The organism is Sphingobacterium sp. B16(2022) (assembly GCF_012030425.1).
GTDB lineage: Bacteria > Bacteroidota > Bacteroidia > Sphingobacteriales > Sphingobacteriaceae > Sphingobacterium > Sphingobacterium anhuiense.
Map to the genome: position 1 here is coordinate 1183007 of NZ_JAAUVN010000001.1, position 26466 is coordinate 1209472.

Here is a 26466-nt window from a genome sequence, read left to right on the forward strand (position 1 = left end):
GATATTTCAATAAGTAACTATGATTCGGAAGAAGTCAATATTAGCAGTGTTGTTTTTAGCGCTTTCTAGCTACAACGTTTTTGCACAAGAAACTAAAAACAAGAATGAGGACGTAAAAAAAATGGAATGGTTTGAAGATGCAAAATTAGGCATTTTTATCCATTGGGGAATTTATTCGGTTAAGGGGGTTTCTGAATCTTGGGCTTTTTTCAATAACTATATCAGTCATGAAAATTACATGAAACAACTTGGTGGTTTTACAGCCAACCAATATCAACCGGAAGAATGGGCAAAATTAATTCAGGAATCCGGAGCAAAGTATTCGGTCATTACAACACGTCATCATGATGGTGTATCTCTTTGGGATAGCAAATCGAATAATGCAATTACAACAGCGAAAGATGCTACTGCTAAAAAGGATGTTCTGACGCCTTTTGTATCGGCACTTCAGAAGAAAGGTCTTAAAACCGGATTGTATTACTCATTACCAGATTGGAGTCATCCAGATTATGATGTCAATACGAGAATAAAAAAACGTTATAACGTAGGCGATGATGCCAATCGGTGGAATAAGTTTGTTAATTACTATCAGGGACAGTTAGCAGAATTGTCTAAAGCATATAAGCCAGATCTAATTTGGTTTGATGGCGATTGGGAACACAATGATCAGGAATGGCGTGCAAAAGAAACATTGACGCAATTGCGTAAGTATAATCCAAATATCATTATCAATTCCAGACTGAATCAACATGGTGACTATGATACTCCAGAGCAGGGTATTCCGGTTGTAAAACCTGAAGCACGCTATTGGGAGCTCTGCTATACCATGAATGACTCTTGGGGATATCAGCATTTTGACCATCATTATAAAACTCCAAACATGATCGTCCGTACTTTGGTAGATTGTATTTCAATGGGCGGAAATCTTTTATTGGATATTGGCCCCAAAGCCGATGGGACAATACCTACAGAACAGGTGCAGATCTTGAAAGAATTAGGAAGATGGACTTCTAAACATAAAGATGCGATCTACGGAACGCGTGCAGGAGTGCAATCTCGGTTTTGGAATGATAAAAATGCTTTTTCTAAAGATGGAAAAACATTATACATCTACTTGGATAACGTAAAAGATAAATTAGTTTTACAAGGTCTGAAAACCAAACCTGCTTCAGTTAAATTTGTTGGAAACCCAGATAAGATAGATTATCAGTATGATGACTATACACTGGAATTAAATCTACCTACAGCTAATTTCGATCCAGCTGTAACTGTTGTAGCCATTACCTTTAATGAGAAGCCAGCTATTGATTTGGAAAGAAAAGAAGTGAGTTATACTGCTTATGAAATTGCAGGCCAAAGTCAAGTAGCGCATGCAATTGCAACAATTAGTAAATCTACAGCCATAGGATCCAATTTGTTTAAAGACAAGATCAGTGCAGACGGCGATATATTAGATAAAAACTTAAAATTTACAGCTGCCGAAATTAAAGAGTGGGTAACGAAAAATGCAGAAATCTTACATGATGCTGAAGCTGGAATTGCTGATGGACACTACGCGGGATTAAGTGCACTATCTAAAGATAAGCAGACACTTTATCTTTTCGTTGAAGGAACTCCAACGGGGCCTATTGCATTAAAGGGGCTTAAGAATACCATAGCACGTATACGCATCGTAGGTGAAGGTTCTATGATCGGACATGATATATTCAATAAATTATACTGGAGCTCGACACCAGGTATTGTGTATATTGATGTTCCCAAAGAACGGATCGATAAAAACATGACAATAATTGCTGTTTTATTAGATAAACCAATTGAATTGTATCGAGAGCACGTAGGAGCTATTGAAAGTAATTTATAAATTTGTAAAGAGGCAATTAAAAATGCCTCTTTTTTTATGACTATGAAATTTTTATTACCACTGTTATTTTTACTACTGCTAATTTCCTGTAATAACGGAAACGGAAGTAAAGCGCAAAAGCAACGTGCCGATTCACTTGCCCTGGAAGTGGTAGAGCAACGCTTGGATATTAGAGATCTCGCAAATTCCGATCATTTCATGTATTATGAGGATAGCCAAGCTCAAAATACAACTGATATAAAGAAACTTACTGGAATCGAAAAAATAAAAGCTAAGGTAGTGGCTTATCGGATCTATAAGAATCTGAGTTTGGAAAACAACCGTTATGTTTTTAAAGCCAAATCTCCCTTAGAATTGCATATACCGAATAAAATTTTTGTGAGTTTTGAAAGAGCATTTTTAACATCCAACAATAGTGTCATTAGCAGCAAAGACTCAATTAAACTACAGTTGCCAACAAATTTCCAAGATTCGGTATTAACTTGGTAATAGATAAAAAAGATATGAAGAAAAAAATCATCGTATTTACCGGAGCCGGTATCTCAGCAGAAAGTGGTATAAAGACATTTAGAGATGCCGATGGCTTGTGGGAGGGCCATGATGTCGAGGACGTTGCTAGTATTGATGGCTGGTACCGTAATCCCAAACTTGTTCAAGATTTTTATAACATGAGGCGACAAGTCGCTATGCAGGCTAAACCGAATGCTGCACACCAAGCTTTAGTTGTTTTGCAGAAATCATTTGATGTACAGATTGTGACGCAAAATGTAGATACATTACATGAACGGGCAGGTTCTGATCATGTGCTTCATTTGCATGGAAGATTAGATCAAGCTTGCTCATCGAAAGATAAAAGGTTAATCTATCCAATCGACGGTTACGAGATCAAAATGGGTGACCTATGTGAAAAAGGTTCTCAATTAAGACCTGATATAGTATGGTTCGGTGAGGCAGTTCCAAATATGGAGACCGCCATTTACATGGCACGAGAGGCCGACATAATGATTGTTATCGGGACCTCTTTGGCAGTATATCCAGCTGCTGGTTTGGTCGATGTCATAGCTCCGACCTGCGATTTATATGTTGTTGATAAACAAATTAACACATCGCGGATACCCAAAAGAGCCAGTACCATAGAAAGTACTGCATCGGAGGCAGTTCCATATCTGGTTGCCCAGCTCATAGAGCGATATACTACTTTGTAAGCAATTCATTACGCTAACGTTTTCGTTGTTTGCACAATCGTTTGCATCCTCGATATTCCCTGAGATGATCCGCAAGAAGCATATATTTAAATTTTATAAATCGAATTAATACGTTGTTCTTTCTGACCACACCTTGAGAAAATCAAGGCGTAGTCGTGATAGGTTTAATAAAATTTTATGATCACAAAAAAACTGGGCAAAGCAGCAGCATTTATCGTCTTGCTTACGATTAACTATAGTGTTACGAAAGCACAGCTATCCCTAATTCCAAAACCAGATTTTATACAGATTAGGGACGGGCTGTATTGCTTTCCTTCATGTAGTAAAATACAGATTGGAGATAAGGAGTTTGACGCTGTAGGTCGATATCTGCAGAAGCAGCTTTTATCAAAATTTGGTTATACAGGACTTGTTCATCATGATAAGAAGACGGTTTCAAACATTCGATTTGTTCATAAGGAAAATCTTGAAATTGAGGAATATGAAATTAAGACAGATAGCAATACGTTAATTATTTATGCAAGCTCTCCTGCAGGAGCTACTTATGCAGTAAGCTCGCTTTTGCAGGTATTGAGCTTTGGAAAAAAATCAACATCGGGAATCAGTGTAAATATTTTTGAGATCAAAGATAAACCTGCATATGTATGGCGAGGTTTTATGTTAGATGAATCACGTCACTTCTTTGGAAAAGAAAAAGTGAAATCAATTTTAGATTGGATGGCATTTTATAAGCTCAATAAGTTTCACTGGCACTTAACTGATGAGCCTGCTTGGCGGTTAGAAATTCAAAAATATCCACTTCTATCATTGATCGGTGGGGTTGGCTCCCAGACTGATCCATATGCTCCCGCGGCCTATTATACGCAGGCAGACATTACAGAGATTGTAGCTTATGCACAAGAAAGGAGCATCGAAGTCATTCCTGAAATCGATATGCCCGGCCATGCCACAGCGGCAAATCGAGCTTATCCCCAATTAAGTGGTGGTGGAAATGATAAACACCCAGATTTTACTTTTCATCCGGCGAAAGATATAACGTATTCTTTTTTAACTCAGGTGTTGAGCGAAACAAAAGCGCTGTTTCCTTCTTCGGTAATACATCTAGGGGGAGATGAAGTATCATTTGGCAGTGAGGCATGGAATTCAGATACCAAAGTGCAGGATTTGAAGCAGAAACATCATCTCAATGATAACAAGGCGGTAGAAAATTACTTCATGCGTCGCATGGCAGATTCGCTAAAAACAATGGATGCCACTTTGCTTGCCTGGGATGAAATGGTAGATGCCGATTTATCAAAAGAGAAAACTATATTCATGTGGTGGCGACATGATAAACCTGAACAGTTAAAAGAAATATTAAAGGCTGGCTATAAAACAATACTGACACCAAGATTACCGCTTTATTTTGATTTTGTACAGGAAGAATCACATAAGTATGGACGAAAATGGGGAAAGCTATACAATCCTTTGGAAAATGTTTATAATTTTTCTCCGGATAATTACGCTTCGTTGACCACCGAGAAAAATCAAATCTTAGGCATTCAGGGTAATTTATGGACAGAAACAGTTATCAATACCAATCGATTGGACTATTTAACTTTTCCACGATTAGCCGCTTTGGCGGAGGTCGGATGGACAAAAAGTTCAAATAAAAATTACGTGCAATTTTCAGAATCATTAAAAAAACATTTGAACTTGTACCGTGAAGCAAATTTATACTACTACGATCCATTTACGAATGCACATCCTGAACCTGTGGTGATAAAAAAGACACAACGTGCTTATATTGATAATCCTGAATAACCAACTAAATATGAATAACTTATTAAAAAAGTCTGTACTTGCTGTGGCATTGTTAGCTACAGTTAATTCAATACAGGCACAATGGACTGGACCTAAAATTAAATCAACAGAAATCAAAGAAATTAAGTATGGACCGTTGTCACCTGCCAATCGGACAGATGAGGCAATGGTTGCATTCCGCAATTATGGATTAGGTCAATTTATACATTGGGGTCTCTATGCAATACCGGGTAATGAATGGGAAGGAGTGAGTGCCCGTGGTGGTGCAGCAGCATCCGAATGGATCCGTTCATGGAGAGGATCATCAGCTCCAAAAGATTGGGTGAATACGTACGACAATCTTTACAAACAATTTAATCCCAAAGATTTTGACGCAAAGCGTTGGGCAAAGCAGGCAAAAGACATGGGAGCAAAGTATGTAATTTTTACGACAAAGCACCACGATGGTTTCGCGATGTGGCCAACCAAATATTCCCCTTATAATATCAGTAAAACACCCTATAAAAAAGATATAGTCAAAGAGGTAGTAGATGCTTATACTGCAGTAGGTATCGATGTTTACCTTTATTTCTCTGTATTAGAATGGAACAATCCAGATTACATGGGTAAAGAACCTAAAACGGAAGAGGAAAAGAAAAAGTTTGATAAATTCTTGAAATATACTAGAAATCAGTTACTGGAGTTGATGACAAATTATCCACAGATGAAAGGATTTTGGTTTGATGGCACTTGGGATCAGTCTTGGATAAAGTCTTATGATTTTACTTATAATCTTGAAAAAGAACTTCGGGAAAAGCACCCTGGTCTTATCATCGGCTCCCGTTTCCGAAATGATGAATTTGGGAAACGTCATTTTGATTCAAATGGTCAGATGTTGGGCGATTATGAACAAGGTTGGGAACGCAAATTGCCGGGAGATATTACTTGGCTAGAGGGACGTGATTGGGATTGTGTGATGACAATTCCACCAAACGGCTGGGGATACATGAAAGATTGGTCGGGTATTTATACCAAAACGACAGACGATATTATCGATATGCTGACCTATTCAGCATCCCTAAGTGGTAATTTTGTTTTAAATTTCGGTCCAGATGGCCAAGGAAATATGCATCCTGAGGAAGATAAAATAGCAAAAGAGCTTGGTGAATGGATGAAAATAAATGGTGAAGCAATTTATGGAGCCAAACATGCTGGGATGACCACTTCTAAACTAGGATACTTCACTAAAAAAGCTGATAACTTATACCTCACAGTTTTCAACAGGCCCGTCCACAATATTGTCCGGATATCTGTGCCCAAAACTGCGACAGAGGTTCCTGTGTCTGCCACGTTATTAGCGAATGGACAAATGTTAGAGGTGCGTCATTCAGATCTTGGTATTGATCTCGATAAAAACACCTATTATGACGTGCTATTGCCCAAAAGTTTCCAGTCGAATCAAGCGTTTGTCATTAAAATGAAAACCGGCGCACCTAAAGGAAAAGCAGAGAAACTAATGGATGCTAAGATGTAAAATCTATTATAAACGTCTAAAAAAGCCAAAATTTAATGATTTTGGCTTTTTTTTATTACTTTTAAAAATCAATTAATGCACCGCAAATGTTCAAAATATTAGTTACCATTTTTACTTGTACTGTTTTATTGTCATGCAACAATAACAACAAAAATCAAGGAACAACTTCTCAACAAACAGAAACAGAAAATAGCACAGAAGGAAAAAATCAACAGGTCGTACTGGATTCTACTGAAGCAAAAAGGATATTGGCACTGCCGTTACATTGCCTTGAACAGGAGTATCCAAATAAATTGGGGCAGGTCATCGGATCTGCTAAGGATCTAAAATCACCAAAACAATTACATCCCATTTTTTATGGCTGTTTTGATTGGCATTCATCCGTTCATGGTTATTGGTCCATCGTTAAAATATTGAAAACATTTCCTAATCTTAGTGAAAGTAAGCAGGTGAGACTGATCTTGAACGATAAAATAACTAAAACGAATGTTGATCAGGAAATTGCTTTCTTTCTAGACAGTAATAACACAAGCTTCGAACGCACCTATGGATGGGCGTGGCTCTTGCAGTTACAGGCTGAATTATTGACTTGGAATGATGCTGAAGGGAAACAGTGGGCCACAGCATTGCAACCTTTGGCAGATCTGCTCGTAAAACGCTACGAGGGGTACTTGCCTAAACTCGTTTACCCAATTCGTTCGGGACAGCATGATAACACCGCTTTTGGATTTACCTTATCAATGGATTATGCGAAGGTAACGCAAGATACAGCTTTTCAAAATTTAATTACACAACATGCAAAGCGCCTTTTTATAAACGATAAATCCTGCTCGCTCGCATATGAACCAAGTGGTAGCGACTTTCTTTCTCCTTGCTTAGAAGAGGCATTGTTGATGACAAAAGTTTTAAATGATGACGAATATAAAAAATGGCTAAAAGGCTTTATGCCTGATTTGTTTGTTAAAGAGTTTAAGTTAGAGCCGGGTATTGTTAAAGACCGTACGGATGGTAAGCTTGTTCATTTAGATGGACTGAATTTTAGCCGTGCAACTTGTCTAAATGGCATCGCGACAAAATTACCGGAATTAAATCATTTACATCAACAGGCGAATAACCACCTCACTTACTCGTTGCCAAATATCAGCAATGATGACTATATGGGCTCGCATTGGTTAGGAACTTTTGCATTATATGCTATTACACATCAGTAAGTTTATGATCAAGTTTATTTTTTCGATTATAATCGCATTGAGCATGATCAGTTCATGTAGCCCGATTTCTTTAAATAAGAAGGAGAGTGCTGCCGATGTTGTCGATCAGCATCCTTTACCACCTAAAGGTATGGATGAATTTATGCGCTATATTGGAGATAATTTTCATTATTCTAAGGAGATGATCGATAATCAAATTTCAGGTTTGGTGGAGATCTCATTTGTGGTTGAAAAAGACGGATCAATAGTCGACATGAAAGTTGAAAAAGATCTGGGGTTTGGTACGGGGGAGGAAGGAATACGGCTCATCAAAGAATATGGCAATTGGAAACCTGGTTATCAAAAAGGTAAACCCGTCAGAGTAGCCTACACACTTCCGATACGTTTAAATTTAATGGAAACTTCTGAAGCACCGTTGATTAATGAATCTATTAAGACGATATTTGATATGCCCTTATCGTGGAAAAAAGATGAAATCATCGGATTCGTAAATCAGAAGAAATTGTCCGTTCATGATCAAGGTCATACTGTTTTTGTTCCCAATTATAAATTCAAAGATCTAACAGCCAATTTTTTTGGAATTCGCGCTTCAGACGAAAAAAAGGTCGATGAGTTTGCACTCATGTATAAATTTTCTAATGATGGAAAAGACGAGATAATCTCTAATTACAATCGTTTTTTGCAAGAATTGATACTCCTTTATGGAGAACCTTCGCTTATAAAATTTAGGAAAATAGATCAGGATACCGATTTGAACCAATTGGAAGCAAATCCTGTTATTTGGAACTGTACAAATGCAGTAATTTCAATAGCATTTGATAAAAATGCAAATGAATTGTTGACGACAATAAAAAATAAAGATTAAGTCAAGCAATGAACAGCCCTGATATTGTCATTTTAACTTAAAATATGACATCTTGTCTCAAATTGACTGTTTGGAATATAGATTGATGTTTAACTGTGAAATCAATTAGCAATTAAATATAAAATATATATGAACACAGAAAAAGGATCTATTTCAATCCACACGGAAAACATTTTTCCTGTCATTAAAAAATTCTTATACTCTGATAATGAGATCTTCTTACGCGAGTTAGTTTCAAACGCGGTAGATGCTTCTCAAAAAATAAAGCGCTTAGCTTCATTAGGTCAATACCAAGGTGAAGTGGGTGATTTATTAGTTGATGTAAAACTTGATGAAGCAGCAAAAACGATTACCATTTCGGATAATGGTATCGGTATGACAGCTGACGAGATTAAAAAATACATCAATCAAGTTGCCTTCTCAGGTGCAACTGAATTTATGGAAAAATTCAAAGAAGCAAATGATGCAAATGAAATCATCGGTCGATTTGGATTAGGTTTCTATTCCGCATTCATGGTTGCTGATAACGTTGAAATCGAAACATTATCTTACCAAGATGGGGCAGAAGCTGCGCATTGGACATGTGATGGTAGTACTTCGTATGAAATTTCTGAAGGTACACGTACGACACGTGGTACTGATATCATTTTACACATTAATGAAGAGTCTTCAGAATTCCTAAGTCAATCGCGTTTACAGGAGATCTTGGACAAATATGCGCGTTTCCTTCCTGTAAATATCCGCTTCGGAACGAAAACAACTTCTGAACCAGATGGCGAAGATGAAGAAGGAAAACCAAAATATAAATCTGTTGAAGTTGATAACATCATCAACAACACAAGCCCAGCTTGGACCAAAGCTCCATCTGAACTGACAGATGCAGACTATTTGGCTTTCTATAAAGAGTTGTATCCATATTCAATGGACGAACCATTATTCTGGATCCATTTAAATGTTGATTATCCATTTAATTTAACCGGAATTTTATACTTCCCGAAAATTAAAAATGAATTAGAAATTCAACGTAATAAAATCAAATTATACTCACGTCAAGTATTCATTACCGACGAAGTAAAAGATATTGTTCCTGAATTTTTAATGTTGTTACATGGTGTAATCGACTCACCGGATATCCCGTTAAACGTTTCAAGAAGCTTCTTGCAGGCAGATAGTAACGTGAAAAAGATCAACAATTATATCACTAAAAAAGTAGCTGATAAGTTGCAGGAAATCTTTAAAACGGATCGTAAAGGTTTTGAAGAAAAATGGAATGATATCGGTCTATTTATCAAATATGGTATGTTGAGCGATGAGAAATTTGCTGAAAAAGCAAATGAATTCTGTTTATTGACCAATACAAATAAAGAGAACTACACAATTAAAGAGTATTACGAAAAAGTAAAAGATATTCAAGTTGATAAAGATGGAAATATCATTTATTTATATACCCATGATGCTGCTCAACAAGATAGCTTTATTGCTACAGCAAAAACAAAAGGCTATGATGTATTGGTTTTAGACGGACCTCTGGATACGCATATCACTTCTTATTTGGAACAAAAAGGAGGTGAAAAGGTACAGTTGAAACGTGTAGATGCCGATGTCATCGATAAGTTGATTCAAAAAGATGAGAAGCAAGAATTGTCAATTTCTGAAGAAGAATCTAAACAAGCCTTATCAATCTTTGAAAAAGCAATCAGCCGTCCTGACATGAAAGTTGAAGTGGATGCCTTATCTGCAGAAGAATTACCAGTATCAGTAACGATCGATGAATTTATGCGTCGTATGAAAGATATGGCCAAAACCAATGGCGGTATGAACTTTTACGGTAACTTACCTGATAACTATAAGGTAACGGTAAATGGTAACCACCCACTGGTAAAACGCATTTTATCAAGTACTGAAGAAGAAGGTGCACAATTGGCAAAACAAGCGTTTGACTTGGCTTTATTATCACGCGGTTTGTTAACAGGTGCTGCATTAACATCATTCGTGAAACGCAGTGTTGAGATGATCTAATAAAAATTAAAAAATAATAGCTTAATCCTCATTACGATACGTTGTAATGAGGATTTTTTGCTTAAAAACATTTGGAGTATATCAAATAAAATTCTACTTTTGTAGCACAAACACGGTAGATGTAGCTCAGTTGGTTAGAGCATCGGTTTGTGGTACCGAGGGTCGTGGGTTCGAGCCCCATCATTTACCCAAAAGGCGAAAGATTTATCTTTCGCCTTTTCTTTTTTTAAACTTTTATGATACTCAAAATCCGATATAAACGATATGTTTGTAAATGCACTCGAGTGGTTTAATTCTTGCATTGCTATACTTAAGGTTATGATTTGAAACTTAGTATTAAGAATGGTTATCTTTATTACGAAAGATTGTAGCCGTTTCTAATAAGTAACTAATTCGACAACCAGCAATTATAAGTGATTAGTATCCGATATTATGAAAGAATTCATTAATAAAAATCCAAAACTGATATTTGTCATACCATTAGGTATTTTTCTGCTTCTTGGAATCCTGCTATTATTTTTCGCCGTGAAATATCCAGAAAATGTACCGGTCTATGGATGGATTACCATTATCCTGTTTGTACTTTTGCCAGCGATCTGTATTTATGGTTTTATATTTGGTTTCCACTTATCTGAAAAACAACAGCGATCTAGTGAAGCACATCGGAATATTATCACTTATTCAAAACAAGAAATTTGGATTCATAAGCCCATAGTTGACGGCACCTATAGCATTAATTGGTCTATTATTGACAAGATCGTCTATTTCGATTATCCCGGCGATGATCATGCTTATTATACCTTTTATCTGAACGATTTCCCTGAATTTATTAAAAATGAGAAGCAATGGTGGTTAAATAGACTATTTCCGGTGAATGTAAAGATGAGAAAGTTTACTCTTTATAATGATTGTCAAAATTTTTATGATTTACCGGAGAAGTTAAACGAATATTTAAATGTGGTTACTGATATTGATTTTGCAGATCCGCGTAAAGGAATACTCATATCGAAGAAAGAGATCTATAAATCTGGATATACTGAAACGATTGAACATTGGCAGCCGAGTCGTGATATCAAATGGGAGAAAATTTTATTTCAAAGATCTGACAACAATGCGTAGGAGCGAAGAGCGAAACGTTCGAAATGGTAGATCATTTACTACCCTATAAGATTAACAATAAAGATCGATGAAGGCTTAATAAAATAAAAAAGGAGCTATCCGGTTAAAGATAACTCCTCTAATATAAGGGGAAATGATATTATTTTAATTCAAATTTAGTAGCTAAAAGATCCTGCGAATTTTTACCGATAAATAAGGTGAAATCTCCCGGTTCAGCGACAAACTTGAGATCGTTATTATAGAATTTTAAATCTTCTTCCGAAACAGTAAAAGTTACGACTTTAGATTCTCCAGCTTTTAAGAATACTTTTTGAAAACCTTTTAATTCTTTAACAGGACGTGTAATTGAACCAACCAGATCTTTAATATAAAGTTGAACAACCTCTTCACCGTCATATTTACCCGTATTACGCAACGTCACCGATGCTTGGATGGATTGTCCAGCTTTAAAAGAAGACGTATCCAATTTCAGATCTGAATAATCAAATGTTGTATAACTCAAACCATATCCAAATGGATAAAGCGGGCTATTGATCACATCAATGTAGTTAGATCTAAATTTTTGGAAAGAACCACCTTCTGCTAATGGTCTTCCAGTACTTTTATGTCCATAATAAATAGGTAACTGACCAACATTTCTAGGGAAAGTTGCCGTTAATTTACCTGAAGGGTTAACATCTCCAAATAATACCTCAGCTACAGCAGCTCCAGTTTCAGATCCACCAAACCATGCATTTAAGATAGCAGGAACATGTTCATCTTCCCAAGTTAAAGTCATCGGTCTTCCTGCAAACAAAACTAAGACAACAGGTTTTCCTGTTTTTAATAGCGCTGCTAAAAGACGTTGTTGAATAGCCGGAATACCAATCTCTGTACGGCTAGAACTTTCACCGGACATCTCCGAAGATTCACCTAATGCTGCTACAATCACATCTGCTTGAGCAGCAGTTTGTAACGCTTCAGCAATAATATCCGACTCAGGTCTATTATCTCTAGGGATCGTACGTCCAAACATGGTAGCATGTTCTTGATAAACAGGGTCTTCAAGTAAATTTGAACCTAAATGTGTAACGATCTTCACTTGGTTGCCCAATACCGACTGCATACCCTCAACCAAAGAAGGGGTATTCACTAAGTCAGAGCTTACTGACCATGTGCCCACCATGTTCGCACGTGTATTCGCTAATGGACCTATTACAGCAACTGTACCTTTTTTCTGTAAAGGAAGAAGCTGCTTGTCATTCTTTAACAAGACAAATGATTTAGTAGCCGCATCACGGGCAACTTTAAGATTTGCAGGCGTCAGTAACTCGGTTTTAGCACGATCTTCATTACAGTAACGGTATGGATCCTCAAATAAACCTAATTTATATTTAGCCTCTAATACTAAACGGCATGCGCGGTCTATATCAGGTTGAGAGACTTTCCCTTCTTTTAAAGATTTTTTTAAGGTATTTAAAAAACCTTCAGAAATCATATCCATATCCACGCCTGCTTTTAACGAAAGTGCAGATACTTGTTGTAAATCTCCTAAACCATGATCCATCAGCTCTGCAATACCGGTATAATCTGTAACCACCATACCGTTGAATCCCCATTCCTTGCGGAGAACATCAGTTACTAACCACTTATTAGCTGTTGCCGGGATACCATTGATATCATTGAAAGATGTCATAACTGTACCTGCACCAGCTTCTACAGCCGCTTTGTAAGGAGGGAAGTATTCATTGTACATGCGGTGCAGACTCATATCTGTGGTGTTGTAATCTTTTCCAGACTCCGCTGCACCATACAAAGCCCAGTGCTTCACACAGGCCATCATGGTATTGATTGCTTTTAAGTCATTGCCCTGATAACCTTTAACCATCGCGCTTGCAATCTGTGAGCCTAAGTAAGGGTCTTCTCCGGAACCTTCCGAAATTCTTCCCCAACGGGCATCACGAGAGATATCGACCATAGGAGAGAAGGTCCAGTTGATTCCATCTGCAGTAGCCTCTTGGGCTGCGATACGTGCAGTTTTTTCGATTAGAGGGATATCCCACGTAGCTGAAAGACCTAATGGAATTGGAAAAGTAGTTTTATAACCATGGATGACATCTAGACCGAAGATCATCGGTATTTTAAGTCTTGTTTTGTTGACAGCAAGTTCTTGAGCAGCACGAATTTTTTTAGGTGTAGTCATAGAAAAGATTCCGCCAATTTGACCAGCAGCAATTTTTGCTTCAACTCCAGTACTGGCAGTGGCACCTGTGGTCACCTCGCCTGCAGTAACTAGATTCAGCTGGCCAATTTTTTCGTCAACTGTCATTTTTTTCATCAGTTCTGAAACAAACTTATCCATTTTGGGATCTTGTTTGTGCGCCGGCTGTGTGAATGCCAGAGTCGGAACTAATGCAACAGCGACTAATAGGGAAGTCCATTGTTTCATGTTCTAGTAGTTATTTGTATGTGAATAAAATGCTTATAGATTCGGACCTTTAAAACCTAAGTTCTTCAATCCTGCTTTAACTTCGGGAGCCTGCATAAATAAATTCCAGATCAATCCAGTTCTGTAATTTTCAATCATGACAACAATAGGTCCCTGGTCAATTGCTAGATAACGCTGTGGATACCAGTTTTCTGTTTCTGAAAAAGCATCATAAAATCCATATTTACCAAAAAGCTCTGCACCTTTTTGTTCATAAAAATAGCGCATCGCTTGCAAACTCTCTTTAGGAGCATATGGAATTGATGATAGCGCTGCTGTAGGAGAAATAACACCTTTATCATTATCAGGATGGTGAGCATCGTATCCCTTTACAGAATAGCTCGCGGTCAATCCCCATGAGTTTTCGCCATATCCTTTAAATTGATGAGGATTTTGTTTAGCGTATTCAATGTTAATTTTAGTGTGATTAACGTTCACTTTCCAGTAATCAGCATATTCATCTTGTAAGCCCTTCGGATTTAAACCTAAGTAGGAGTAATGAGACCAGAATAGTGGACCGACAGCATTTTCAGGTGCATTGTGTTTTAGCACCAGTGGAATTCCAAACTTCTCAGCACTGGATACGATTGCACCACTTCTTGCCCAACCTTTATGATAAGTGGAGGCAGGGATTGGATGTGTCGGTGAGCTCGCGCCCAGCACATAGCTGATCAAGCATTCATCATAACCCTGTATCGCATGATTCATACCCCAACCATGTGTTGGACTCCAGTGCCAGTACAGAACATCTTTGCCATTGCGAAAGAAATTCCAATCAATACCTTTCCAAAGTGCGTCTGCTTTTTCAGCGACTTGTTTTTGTTGGTCGTTTCCATTTTGGTAATACTCACGTAGACAGATTAAGGCCTGGGCCATAAAAGCAGTTTCTACGATATCGGCAGCATCATCCTGATTTCCAAAAACCTTCGATTTTCCAGTAGGACCATCGATCCAGTGTGACCATGCGCCATGGTAACGATCGGCTTTTGCCAGAAAATCGACAATGCGATCAAACCTTTTAGTCGCTTCTTCAGCAGAGATAAAACCACGTTCGGCAGCTACGATTGTAGCCATTATACCAAATCCGGATCCGCCGACAGTGACAACATTAAAATCATTCAACGGATATTGACCATCGATATGGATTCTTTCCCTTGCCATTCCCGAATTAGGTTCTGCACCTTCCCAGAAATAGTTGAAGGTTTGCTTCTGTACCAAAGTCATTAAAGAATCATCAGAAATACTGGTCTTTTGCAAGGTCTGAGGTGTTTTACACGCAGTAATGCTTGTACCAATTAAGATTAAGCCTAAGATAAGCTTGGGATTAAATTTTAATTTCATAGTAGAGTAAGTAGAGCGATGGATATTAAAGAACTGGGACTTAGTGCTAATAAGTCCCAGTTTCGATGTTTTATTAAGATGTTGGCTTAAAAACCAGGATTTTGCACCATATCTGGTGTTTGTGTTAATTGTTCATATGGAATTGGGAACAAATAGTTTTTGTCGGTGAATGTTTTTCCATCCGCTTTCATAGCTTCAGAGGCTTGTTTCGTACGAACTAGATCAAACCAACGATCGTGCTCAAAAGCTAATTCTAGACGGCGTTCCTTCCAGATTGCTTTGCGTAAGTCCGCTTGATTGATCGCTGTGGTATTAGGCAATTTAACCCGAGTACGAATGGTATTAAGAGCAGCTGTCGCTTCTCCGGTGTTGCCCATTTCATTAGCTGCTTCTGCTAAGATCAAATATACCTCGCCTAAACGTAAATAGCGTACATTTTTATCCCCATCAGCCGCACCTGCATTTGCCGATGAGTATGCTTTCTCATTGTACATTGGATTTTCAACTCCTGTTCCAACAACACGGCCATCCCACAAAGTTTCTCCACGGAAGATAATGGTCGCGTCGCGACGGATATTATCTTTTTCCGCATTAAATGCGTTTAACAAATTCTCAGATGGTGTGTTGAATCCCCAGCCCCAGCCGGTAACACCACGTGCACCCTGTACTTCAGAATATTGTTGAACACCATGTGCAATCGCTTCTCCACGCGCCTGGAATTCAAAGATCGACTCGGTACCATTCTCAGAACTTGCGCGCCAAAGAACTTCGTACTTCGATTCCAAACCATATTGACCGGAGTTAATCACTTCTTTCGCTAACGTGTAGGCCTCATTCCAATTTTGATTGTATAAATATACTTTTGATAATAAAGCTTGCGCGGCGCCTTTGGTAGCACGACCCAGATCTTTAGATTCATAAGCAGATTTTAAAGGCAAAGCGTCTATAGCCTCTCTTAGATCTTTAATGATATAAGCATAAACATCAGCTTTAGGCGCACGAATTATTAAATCCTGCTCTTGGATAGGGACATCACCCCAGCCACGCACTAAATAAAAATAATTTAAGGCGCGTAAAAACTTAGCTTCACCGATTAATCTATTTTTATAAGTTGCATCTTCTATCGTTGATGATTGAGTCACTTCAATAGATTGCGTGGCACGTCCGATTGATTTATACCAATGTGACCATAATGCTCCAAAGGAACCGGATGAACTTGTATACTCTAATCTGTCGATTTCTTGTTTGTCACCTCCTGGATCGGTTGGAGAAGAGCCTTTGTCGGCATTATCAGAAAGCATATCCGTAATCGCAACATAAGAAAAGGAGTAATTCCAGTCTGTAAACATACCGTAGATTGCATTCACATAACCCTCCGGTGTGAACGCTTGTTCCTTATCAGCTTCTTCTACAATTTCTTGAGAAGGAACATCTAAAAATGCTGAATCTTTACAGGCAGACATGCTCAAACCTGCTGTTAAAATTAAGGCTATATGTAATTTGTTAAATTTCATGATTTTTAATTTTTAAAAGTTAGAATGAAACATTGACTCCGAAAATAAAATTACGTGTTGTTGGATAAGCCGAAAGCTCAATTCCCGCAGTTTCCGAAGGAACACCAGAATTTGCACCTGTTATTTCAGGAGAGAAACCTGTATATTTTGTGAAAATAAAAGGGTTCTGTGCTGTTACGTACATTCTAATTTTAGAAGTTGAATTGTATAATTTTGGAATGGTATAACCTAATGTTAAGTTATTGATTCTAAAATAGGCTCCTGACTCTAAATAGTAACTGGAAGCTAAGGCATCATGAGCTGCTCCAGGATGTGTATTAGACGTTCCTGCGCCAGTCCAGCGGTTATCAAAAGTTTCTTTAGTTACGTTCTCACCACCATTAACACGGGTACCTTTTAGACCATTGTAAATTTTATTTCCTGCAACCCCATAACCTTGAGCTGTGAAATCCCATTTTTTATAGTTGACACTTAGATTTAAACCAAATGTCGAAGAAGGAAGATATGATCCGTGGAATGTTTTATCTTTTGCGTCGATAACACCATCTTCATTTTGATCTTTGTATTTTAGGTACCCAGGTTTTGCTCCGGTTGTTGCAGCGCCATCTGCAATTTCAGCTTCGTTTTGCCACACCCCAACTGCTTCGTACATGTACCAAGCATAAATAGGTTGATTAGCTTTTAACTGTTTTGTAAGCTGACCATTATTTAAACTTCCTCCCTCAGTACCATCATAGGCAGGTTTAACATCCTTTAAAGTATTTTTGTTGTAAGAATAGTTACCACCAATACTATAGGATAGGTTTTCATTAATTTGATCGGTCCAATTTAAACCAATCTCCACCCCTTGATTTGATACTTTTCCGCCATGATCAAAATATTTTTGAGAAAATGGCGAATTCAATAAAGGTTTTACTTCTAAAATAGCATTAGTGTTGGTCTTATTATAATAATCCACATTACCACTTAAACGGTTATTTAATAAGGTGAAATCAACTCCTAATCCTGATTCTTCAGTTACTTCCCATCTTAAATTTCTCGCTGGACTTCCATATGCTGCTCCAAAAACAAGATCTTGGTTCGGGCCAAAGACATAATTGTAATTATCGGATCCTGGCGATGATAATATCTGAGAAACGTTCAAAGGGATGTTTTGGTTACCTAGTCTACCCCAGTTTGCCCTTACTTTTAAGAAATCGATGCCTGAGCCTTGCATAAAGCTCTCATTGGATACGGTCCAACCCGCTCCAAAGGAAGGAAAGATGTCAAAATATTCGCCAGATGCTTTAAATTTACTAGATCCATCACGACGTACAGTAGCAGTTAAATAGTATTTTGAGTCGTAATTATACTGTGCACGAGCAAAATAAGAAATTAATGCAGTAGGTGTGTAAGAAGTTTGTCTAATTTGCTTCTCTTTGTTTTTTGCTAAGTCAATATTCCAGTATTGTGATTGAGTAGGAACATCATATCCGGTCAAATCAGACATATTTCCGATATCGACTTTCTCTCTTGAATTTCCTAATGTTGCATCTATATTATGCTTACCGAAACTTTTTTGGTAAGAAACAAAATTTTCCCATACCCATCTGAATGTTTCTGTTTTAGCAATATTTAAGCTATTATTTGCATAGGTCAATGAATTCGGGTTTTGTGCTTTTAATCTTTCAAATTCTGCAGCAGTATTGAGAGGATCTGTATTTAAGTAGCGATCCTTGATATCATTAAAACCTCTATTTTGTGAAAAGTATTTTGTTACGCCCAAGCGAGAGGTGAATTTTAAGTCGCTGGTGATCTGGTATTCTGCTTGAAGTCCACCTTGGATGCTCAGATTCTTGTTATACTGCTGTTGCATTTTGTTCTCGTAAACAGGATTGCCCACATCATTTAACCTTCCTCCCTGCTGACCTGCAGCCAGAATATATGTAGCCTCTCCGGTTGTTTTATTGTATATAGGTCTTCCGTAGCGTCCGTTTTCATACATAACAGGAACTAAGGGTGACTGACGGTAGGCCGCATCAAAAGCACTTAGCGGTTTATTACGGTCGTTAGCAAAAGAGATGTTTAAAGTCTGACTAAGTTTTAATTTATTATCAAAGAATTTGTAGGTATTATTATTACGGATCGTGTTACGTACATATTGAGAGCCTTCCGTAATTCCTTTTTCCGTAAAGTTGTTATAACTAAAGAAATAATCTACTGCATCTGAACCTCCAGATAAGCTAACGACGTTATTGGTCACTATACCAGTCTGTAAAAGTTCGTCGTACCAATTGGTATTGTTTTTTTGATTTAATGCTAAAGGAGATCCATTTTTTTCAACTACTGCTAAGTTTTCATTGTAATGGGTCACATATTCATTCGCATCAGCCATTTTAACACGGTTTAGAATGCCTTTGGCACCTACATAACCATCATACGTAATCTGAGCACGTCCTGCTTTCCCCTTTTTAGTTGTCACTAAGATCACACCATTTGCGGCACGCAGACCATAAATAGAAGCCGATGAAGCATCTTTTAGGACATCGATAGAAACGATATCTGCTGAGTTGATATTGGTGATATTTTCGACTGGAAATCCATCAACAATATACAATGGATTACGACCACCTGAAGCTGTTCCTAGACCGCGGATAATCACTGTTGGAGCAGAACCCGGAGCTTCATTAGCAATGATGTTAACACCAGATATCTTGCCCTGTACAGATTGAACAGCATTCAATGCCGGTTGTTTTACAATGTCACTTGAAGTAACACGGCCTATAGAACCAGTTAGATCGACTTTCTTAGCTGTACCATAACCAATAACCACGATTTCATCTAAAGCCGTATTTTGTTCTTCTAGATTGACTTGTACATTGTTCTGTTGACCAATTACAACTTCTTTTCCATCATAACCGATATAGCGGAAAATTAAAACCTGATTGGGGTCTGCTGTAATTTTAAATTCTCCATTCGCGTCAGATTGCGTAGCAACGCTAGTTCCTTTAACCGCAATGGTTACTCCTGAAAGTACAGCGTTTGAAGATTTAGCTGTAATTTTTCCAGTAATCACTTTTCCACTCTGTGCATAAACTGACACATTGAATTGGCAAAATGCTGGGAGTAATAGTAATGTAAATAACTTCCTCATAGGTGTGACTTTTGTGTTATTTTAATTTATCAATTCCAATTAATCTGAATGTTTGTTAACAAAATTTAACCCTTTCATTAAATTTTGATACAGCAAAGATGTGATGTAGTATGCGAAATGTATAATTTAACACTTATACATTAATACATCACCATTTGAGCTAAACGTAAAAATTCAATTTAAAGAAATAACTTTGCTGATAGTCAGATTATTAAAGTAAGTGATATATTACTTTATTTAATACTAAGTGTTTAAAGCACACTATAGCGCGTGAGAGGTAATGATGTAGTGTTTTAGTGTGTTTTAATAACATCATGATCTCATGTCGTAGATAGGGTTCCACGATTAAGGGCATTTTTCTAACTAATATTCATTAAAAAATCAGTTAAATTCTGTTCAGTTGTTATATTCAATTTTTTACGTAATCGGTAACGTCTAATCTCGACACCACGTGTCGTTATATTTAATAAGCTGGCAATTTCTTTACTGCTCATGTTCAACCTCAGATAGGCACAGAGTTTTAAATCATTGGGCATTAATTCGGGAAATTGATGCTTTAACTTTTTAAAGAAATTCTCATGAGTTTCATTAAAACTCTGCTCAAACAGATGCCAGTCCATATTATCTTCATAAGCATTTTTAAGGATCTTGGCCACTTTTTGTAATTGCTCAGGTTGCAGTTTATTTCCATTTTCATCCTTCAACTGTAATAATTCGTGATTCAGTGCATTTAATAATTCATTCTTTTGCACAATATTCATCGTAGCATTAGTCAGTTCCTTATTCTTATTATATAATTCCTGTTCCAGTTGCTTATTTTTAATTTCGATCAAGTGTTGCTGTGCTCGGATTGCTTCCTGCTTTAAAAGTTCCTCTTGTTTAAGCAAATAAGCCTTTTTTACCTGTTTCTCATGTTTAATTAGCTTTTTGTTGTACCATTTACGGACTTCTTTTATTGCTAAAACCAGTAATATTAAATACCCTAAATAAGCATACCAGGTTCTATACCATGGAGGTAGGATTTCGATTTCAACTTTTGTTTCCTTAGTGATAAAACCGTTTGGCAGTTTTGCACGAATTGTAAATATATACTGACCAACTGCCAGATTCGTAAACTCCTTGTAGGGTAATTTAGACCAATCAGACCATTCCTCCTGCGTGTTTGTTAATTTAAATTGATATTGAACAGCAGTTTCAGTGTAATAAGGTAGCGCATAAGATACTTGTATACTGTTGTTTTTGTATTTTATCTCAACTATTTCTTTATCATTATTAAAATCTATACTGTCCGTTGAGAAAAGAGATCTAATATTCCTGATGAGGGGAGCCGGCACATCAGTGGGTTTAAAATTATCCCTTCCCAAATTGAGCAAAGAGAAGCCATTATCGATACTGATCAGGTATTGATTAGGATTGAGAGCCGAGATATTTTCATAATATTTCATCATATTATCTTCTAGAGAAGCTAATTTGATGGAATCAACCCGAATTTGCCCTCCTTGTAATAAATCGACTAAAGCAATTCTGGTTTTATTAATAAACCAATAGCTATTATTTCCTGCTGGTATGATCTTATTTGCTTTGGAGAATGTGCCCAATTTGTTGTTTAATTGATGATAGGGCGTGAATTTATCAATAAGCTCATCATAAACATATAGCCCACTATCAGTCGTAAAAACATTGATGGCGGCCAATTTGTAAACACCTAAATAACCCGATTTGGGTAAACCATTTTTTTGGGCATAGGGTTTAATCTGTTTAATAACACTAAAATCATCTGAAAATTTAAGTAGATTCAGTTCATTGTAACCTGCCGCCCAAACCGAATTTTTACTTTGTGTTTCTAATAATTGTACGCCAGATCTGAAATTAGGATATTGCGTCTGATAAGTTAATGCATTAGGTAAACTATTAAATAGGGACACACCTGTATAATTTCCCTGTAGTACATATGGTGCATGAGGGGAAAGCAGTTTGATAACCCAACCACCTGTTTTTGGTGATAGTAAGGACATCGCTGTACCTTGAATTTGAAAGGTACCTGTATTATGTCCACATACCAATACGTTATTGATTACTTCTAGATTCCATACTTGGCCCTGAGAGCCATGGATCATCTTAAAGTCTATAGACTGATATTTTTTGTTCGGATTCCATGAAGTATAAAATAGACCTTGGTTAGTCCCTAAATAAAGATATCCTTGGTAAATTTTTGCAGAATAGATGGTACCAAGTTTTCCTGAGTTATCCGAATAATAGTAGAGATCAGCATTAATCGCAATGCGGTCAATACCATTGTCCAGACCAGACCATATATTTGACTGTTTATCTACTGTTAAACTAAGAACGGTATTATTTTGCAAACCAACACTTTTATTAATATGCTGAACAAAAGATCCATTTTCATCAAGAATGTAGATACCGTTTAAGATCGTTCCGAATACGTAATAATGGTTGAGTAGCTTGATCCCATTGTTGATCTGTACATTTTTTAATTCTTCATTGATGTCATTTTTCCAGGGCGTTATTTCTCCAGATTTGCTCATTAAAAATAATCCGCCTTTAGCTGTTCCAATTAAGAATGACGCTGCATCAAAAGGAAGAATACTTAAAATGTTATGTCCCTTTAACTGCTCTTTACCCGAAACAGGAATGAGCTTATTATTTTTTAGTTCATGAAGTCCACTCGGTATTTTTTCTACGAAAATTCTCTTATTGGCTTGAAATGCAAATAGAAAAGGCTCTCCATCTTCAGTAATAGTTTTGATCTTTTCATTTTCATAAATATAGATCGTAGAGAAAGATTGGAAGATAATCCGATGGTCTTGAATGATTATTTTCCAGATCTCATCATTAAGATCTTTAAGTAAGCGCTTACTTATGGAATGGTAGGTTAAACGACCATTATTATTTTTCAGCCAATAGCCAAATTCTGATTGGCCTCCCGTATAGATTTTCCCATCTGGATGTACCTGTGCAACACGGACGATACCTTTATTAGGATGAGGATAGAGATTCCAGTATGCGCCATCATACTCTAATAAACCATCAGAATTAGCGGCGTAAATCAGACCATTCTGATCGACACTCAAGCCCCAGTTTTGATTGCCGGCTTTGTAAGTAGATTTTGTAAATTGCTGTACCCAAGGGCTAGCGAGATATTGAATATCATTGGCCTTGCTTTCACCAAAGAAGATCCCGAAGATTATAAAAAAAAGAAAAAATATTTTAAATAAAAATTTCATGCACAAAATTATGTTTGCCTTAGCAATAATTCTACCATGCTAAAAAGACGAAAGTGTCTCTGAGCGTATTTATGTAATAGAAATTGAAAGAATTATTCCCTAGACAAATTTAACAATAAATTTAGCTGTATGAGTCATTATAAAGTATTAAGATGTCTATTCAGCAATTCCTTAAGGATCTAAGCACACCGTTTTCGAAACTTTTAGCTACTCATGATCGTGTTTAAAAATAATTAATAAAAATTTAACATAAATTTTGTTTAGTTTTAATGAACAAAGTTTAGTTTTGTTAAACATATAGAAATGTGAGATCGTATTTGAAGGAAGATTGTTGTGTAACAGGGCTCATGTAAGTTCATACATAACTGTATGGAAGGAAATTAAAGGCTATAATCGACTTGTTTTTAGATTAGAACCTTTTCTAAAAGGTTTGTTTTACATCCTCTTGACAGTATAGCGCCTGTAAATACTGAGAATAAGGAATACGGACATGCTTTGAGGACAAAGGTGGAAATTAATTATCATTGAGTTTTAAATGTAGCCGAAATAGGCATAAAGGCCTCATACAGCCTATATAGATTGATTAAAATAAATAATAGCATAATAACACAATAGAAAGATATGGAAAGTAAAATTAAGATGGTCGTATTTGATATGGCGGGAACAACTGTTAATGAAGATAACATCGTTTATAAAACACTTAGAAATGCAATCAATAGCGTTGGTGGTTTTGATCTTAGTTTAGAAGAAGTTTTAGAGCATGGTGCAGGTAAAGAAAAGTTGGAAGCTATAAAAACTATCTTGAAAAATAGTTTAGATTTAGAAAATGATCAATTGGCAACAGAGATTTTTCAATTGTTTCTTGTGCAGCTTAAAAGTGCTTATGAAGTGGAAACCATTTATCCATGTACTAATGCGGCAGCACTTTTCATAAAGTTAAAAGATATGGGTATTTTAAGAGTACTTAATACTGGATATGATCGATTGACAGCAGAATCATTATTGAAAAAACTGAATTGGGAAGTAGGTAAAGACATTGATCTTCTCATTACTGCTTCGGATGTTGAACATAATCGACCAGAACCAGATATGATTCAATTAGCAATGGCGAAGATGGGTATTACCGATGCTTCAAGAGTTGCAAAAATTGGCGATTCAACGATTGACATTCAAGAAGGACAAAATGCAGGCTGTGGATTGAGCATAGGTATCACCACAGGAGCACATACCGCTGTACAATTGGCTACTGCCAATCCGGATCAGGTTATTAGTGATCTGTTGGATATCCTATCTGTAATTGAAAACTATAGTAAGAACAGTACCGCAGTATCATAAAAAAACTGATGCTGTGATTTTTAGAAATGAAGATCACAGCATCTTTATTCATAACGAGGGTTTATTTTAATGATTATGCAGTCTTTAATATGCCTGATTAACGTATGATCCTTAAAAAGGAAACAAGCAGAAGTATTTTGAATATTTGTAAATCAAAGCATCTGATTTGTAATTACACTTCTTTAACATCATTAGCAAAACCTTTAATAAGGGCCTTCCATTGCGGATAAGATGCCCCCAAAACCGCACCAAGTCCTACCATAAAGTTTCGGACATTATCGATGATATGCGTATTTTCGGTATTTAAAACCTCATTTCGTCCAGCATACTGAAACAATAAACTGTTATTTCTTTGCTCAACAATCAAAGTCGAAGTCGCTATTCCCTCAAAAAAATGTGCTGTTTCTTTATTTTCAGGATCAGTAGGATCTGGACATGGCTTTAGACTGACTGATAGGATTTTAAATTCGGCCATTTCCTTAGATTCCATATGCACAACGTTAACCCAGTCATAACCTTTTGTTCGGGGTAATCCAGGTCCTGGAATATCAATTTTGATGTAATCGTGTAACTGAAGTGGACGATGCAATTCGAGACCATTGTTGTCAACAAGCTTAAATACCGCCGCAGGAAGTTCTGCAATTTTGTGCCATTCATTGACCGCCAATAGGTTGTAGGATGCTATAATAAAAGCCTCGCTGGCAATTTCAGTGCTTGTAAACTCAACTGTTTCAAAACAGTCAAGTTTATTGCCTTCTTTCTGGGTTGGAATAATATTCTTCATCTTTTTAATAGAATAACAATTAAAAATGAACTTATGTTCATGTGAATCAATAGATTTACTTGGGTTGAGGAACTATCTGATTTTGTAATTTCTCCATTATGTAGAAGTATAATAGACCCAACCCTGCAAATTTTCATATGCATCTGCCTGCTTCAGATCGATTAAAATATTACTATCCATAAATAAGAGGCGTTTTGTGTCCGTATTTAAATCGTAGATAGGATAGAAGATGGCATTCTCATTTGGAAGTTCTACATTACTCTGTAAAGCAGTATAACCCTCTGCAAGTAAATTGTCAATAAGTGTTGGAGTAATTGCGTTAAGGTATCGCATCATCTTACCAATCCATTTCTTTTCGTTTTCTTCATTGCCAGGGTAGTGTTCAGTTGTAAAATCTAAGATTAATTTTTCGCCTTCTTTATCCAATCCATCTCTGATCATGCGCAATCCCATGCACCTCGTTTCTTCCTGATAATAATCATGTCCATACTCAAATTGAATATCACCTGCAATGGGGCTATCTTCAATTTTTGCTCGAAGTGCCATCTGGCGATTCAGCAATTCATGTACATATGCATAAGTCTCATCCATAGTGATTTGATTTAAAGCTATAACGTATTTATGATGTCATCACCAAAAGAACAATTCTGAAAGACTAAAAGTTTGTTTAAGAATACTTTAGGATAAGTAGAAGGATACGTGATGCACGTTTAAAGTATATTTTTGAAGCATTGATCAGGTATACTGTCGTTAATTTCAGGTATTTGTTACGGTAATTGAAATACAAACTTTTGACATAGCACCACGTTATATCATTACAATAAACTAAATGAATACGATTATGGCTACTAAAAATGAAAATGCAAAAGTCGGTATTGTTGATAAGGACAAGCAACCGAAGAAAAAGAAAACAATTACCTCAGTTGTAGATAAGAGAAATAAAAAGCAGGAAGGTGACGGGGAGGCCGGCGTTGATCCTCAAAATGATCAATTGAATGATATGCCAGAGCCAGATACATTTCCTCGTGAGCAGGTAAAACCTTAGTGCAGA

General features: G+C 36.8%; 18 protein-coding genes and 1 tRNA gene. 12 read left to right on the forward strand and 7 right to left on the reverse strand.

Annotated elements, in window-relative coordinates; genetic code table 11:
- Nucleotides 1–19: 19 nt before the first annotated feature.
- From HCX49_RS05195 to HCX49_RS05240, 10 genes are all read left to right on the forward strand, one after another.
- The gene (locus HCX49_RS05195; RefSeq protein ID WP_168126404.1) at nucleotides 20–1861 is read left to right on the forward strand and encodes an alpha-L-fucosidase; all 1842 of its coding nucleotides are present in this window, start codon (nucleotides 20–22) and stop codon (nucleotides 1859–1861) included.
- Between the two features lie 42 nt (nucleotides 1862–1903).
- Complete coding sequence (locus HCX49_RS05200; protein WP_156169724.1) at nucleotides 1904–2350, forward strand: hypothetical protein; 447 nt, start codon at nucleotides 1904–1906, stop codon at nucleotides 2348–2350.
- Nucleotides 2351–2364: 14 nt separating this feature from the next.
- Nucleotides 2365–3066, forward strand: coding sequence for an SIR2 family NAD-dependent protein deacylase (locus HCX49_RS05205; RefSeq protein ID WP_168126405.1), 702 nt, complete (start codon nucleotides 2365–2367; stop codon nucleotides 3064–3066).
- A gap of 177 nt (nucleotides 3067–3243) precedes the next feature.
- Nucleotides 3244–4869 (forward strand): beta-N-acetylhexosaminidase, encoded by a 1626-nt coding sequence (locus HCX49_RS05210; protein ID WP_168126406.1) that lies wholly within the window; start codon nucleotides 3244–3246, stop codon nucleotides 4867–4869.
- A 10-nt stretch (nucleotides 4870–4879) separates the two neighbouring features.
- A complete protein-coding gene (locus tag HCX49_RS05215) occupies nucleotides 4880–6382 on the forward strand; it encodes an alpha-L-fucosidase (RefSeq protein ID WP_168126407.1) in 1503 nt (500 codons plus the stop codon).
- 86 nt (nucleotides 6383–6468) lie between these two features.
- The gene (locus HCX49_RS05220; RefSeq protein WP_132767765.1) at nucleotides 6469–7593 is read left to right on the forward strand and encodes a DUF2891 domain-containing protein; all 1125 of its coding nucleotides are present in this window, start codon (nucleotides 6469–6471) and stop codon (nucleotides 7591–7593) included.
- Nucleotides 7594–7597: 4 nt separating this feature from the next.
- Entirely contained in the window at nucleotides 7598–8458 is an 861-nt protein-coding gene (locus HCX49_RS05225) for an energy transducer TonB (RefSeq protein WP_165905818.1), read from the forward strand.
- A 129-nt stretch (nucleotides 8459–8587) separates the two neighbouring features.
- A complete protein-coding gene (gene htpG, locus HCX49_RS05230; RefSeq protein WP_132767769.1) occupies nucleotides 8588–10477 on the forward strand; it encodes a molecular chaperone HtpG in 1890 nt (629 codons plus the stop codon).
- Nucleotides 10478–10592: 115 nt separating this feature from the next.
- Nucleotides 10593–10666 (forward strand) — tRNA-His (locus HCX49_RS05235).
- A gap of 243 nt (nucleotides 10667–10909) precedes the next feature.
- Complete coding sequence (locus HCX49_RS05240; RefSeq protein WP_132767771.1) at nucleotides 10910–11596, forward strand: hypothetical protein; 687 nt, start codon at nucleotides 10910–10912, stop codon at nucleotides 11594–11596.
- Nucleotides 11597–11735: 139 nt separating this feature from the next.
- On the opposite strand, the gene bglX is transcribed toward HCX49_RS05240, so the two are convergent.
- From bglX to HCX49_RS05265, 5 genes are all read right to left on the reverse strand, one after another.
- Nucleotides 11736–14024, reverse strand: a complete 2289-nt coding sequence (gene bglX / locus HCX49_RS05245; protein ID WP_132767773.1) for a beta-glucosidase BglX — start codon at nucleotides 14022–14024, stop codon at nucleotides 11736–11738.
- Nucleotides 14025–14057: 33 nt separating this feature from the next.
- The gene (locus HCX49_RS05250; RefSeq protein ID WP_021188400.1) at nucleotides 14058–15404 is read right to left on the reverse strand and encodes a glucoamylase family protein; all 1347 of its coding nucleotides are present in this window, start codon (nucleotides 15402–15404) and stop codon (nucleotides 14058–14060) included.
- Between the two features lie 86 nt (nucleotides 15405–15490).
- Nucleotides 15491–16918, reverse strand: coding sequence for a RagB/SusD family nutrient uptake outer membrane protein (locus HCX49_RS05255; protein ID WP_021188399.1), 1428 nt, complete (start codon nucleotides 16916–16918; stop codon nucleotides 15491–15493).
- 19 nt (nucleotides 16919–16937) lie between these two features.
- Nucleotides 16938–20051 carry a SusC/RagA family TonB-linked outer membrane protein gene (locus tag HCX49_RS05260; RefSeq protein ID WP_132767777.1) on the reverse strand — a complete coding sequence of 1038 codons (3114 nt, stop codon included), beginning with the start codon at nucleotides 20049–20051 and terminating at the stop codon, nucleotides 16938–16940.
- 359 nt (nucleotides 20052–20410) lie between these two features.
- Nucleotides 20411–23296: a transcriptional regulator gene (locus HCX49_RS05265; protein WP_168126408.1), complete on the reverse strand. Its 2886-nt coding sequence runs from the start codon at nucleotides 23294–23296 to the stop codon at nucleotides 20411–20413.
- 621 nt (nucleotides 23297–23917) lie between these two features.
- Between HCX49_RS05265 and HCX49_RS05270 the strand changes: the two genes are divergently transcribed.
- Nucleotides 23918–24631, forward strand: coding sequence for an HAD family hydrolase (locus HCX49_RS05270; RefSeq protein WP_132767781.1), 714 nt, complete (start codon nucleotides 23918–23920; stop codon nucleotides 24629–24631).
- A 172-nt stretch (nucleotides 24632–24803) separates the two neighbouring features.
- Here HCX49_RS05270 and HCX49_RS05275 read toward each other — a convergent pair whose 3' ends face one another.
- Nucleotides 24804–25415: a hypothetical protein gene (locus HCX49_RS05275; protein WP_021188397.1), complete on the reverse strand. Its 612-nt coding sequence runs from the start codon at nucleotides 25413–25415 to the stop codon at nucleotides 24804–24806.
- 96 nt (nucleotides 25416–25511) lie between these two features.
- The gene (locus tag HCX49_RS05280; protein ID WP_132767783.1) at nucleotides 25512–26006 is read right to left on the reverse strand and encodes a hypothetical protein; all 495 of its coding nucleotides are present in this window, start codon (nucleotides 26004–26006) and stop codon (nucleotides 25512–25514) included.
- Between the two features lie 250 nt (nucleotides 26007–26256).
- Between HCX49_RS05280 and HCX49_RS05285 the strand changes: the two genes are divergently transcribed.
- Nucleotides 26257–26460: a hypothetical protein gene (locus HCX49_RS05285; RefSeq protein WP_031287256.1), complete on the forward strand. Its 204-nt coding sequence runs from the start codon at nucleotides 26257–26259 to the stop codon at nucleotides 26458–26460.
- The last annotated feature ends 6 nt before the right edge of the window (nucleotides 26461–26466 follow it).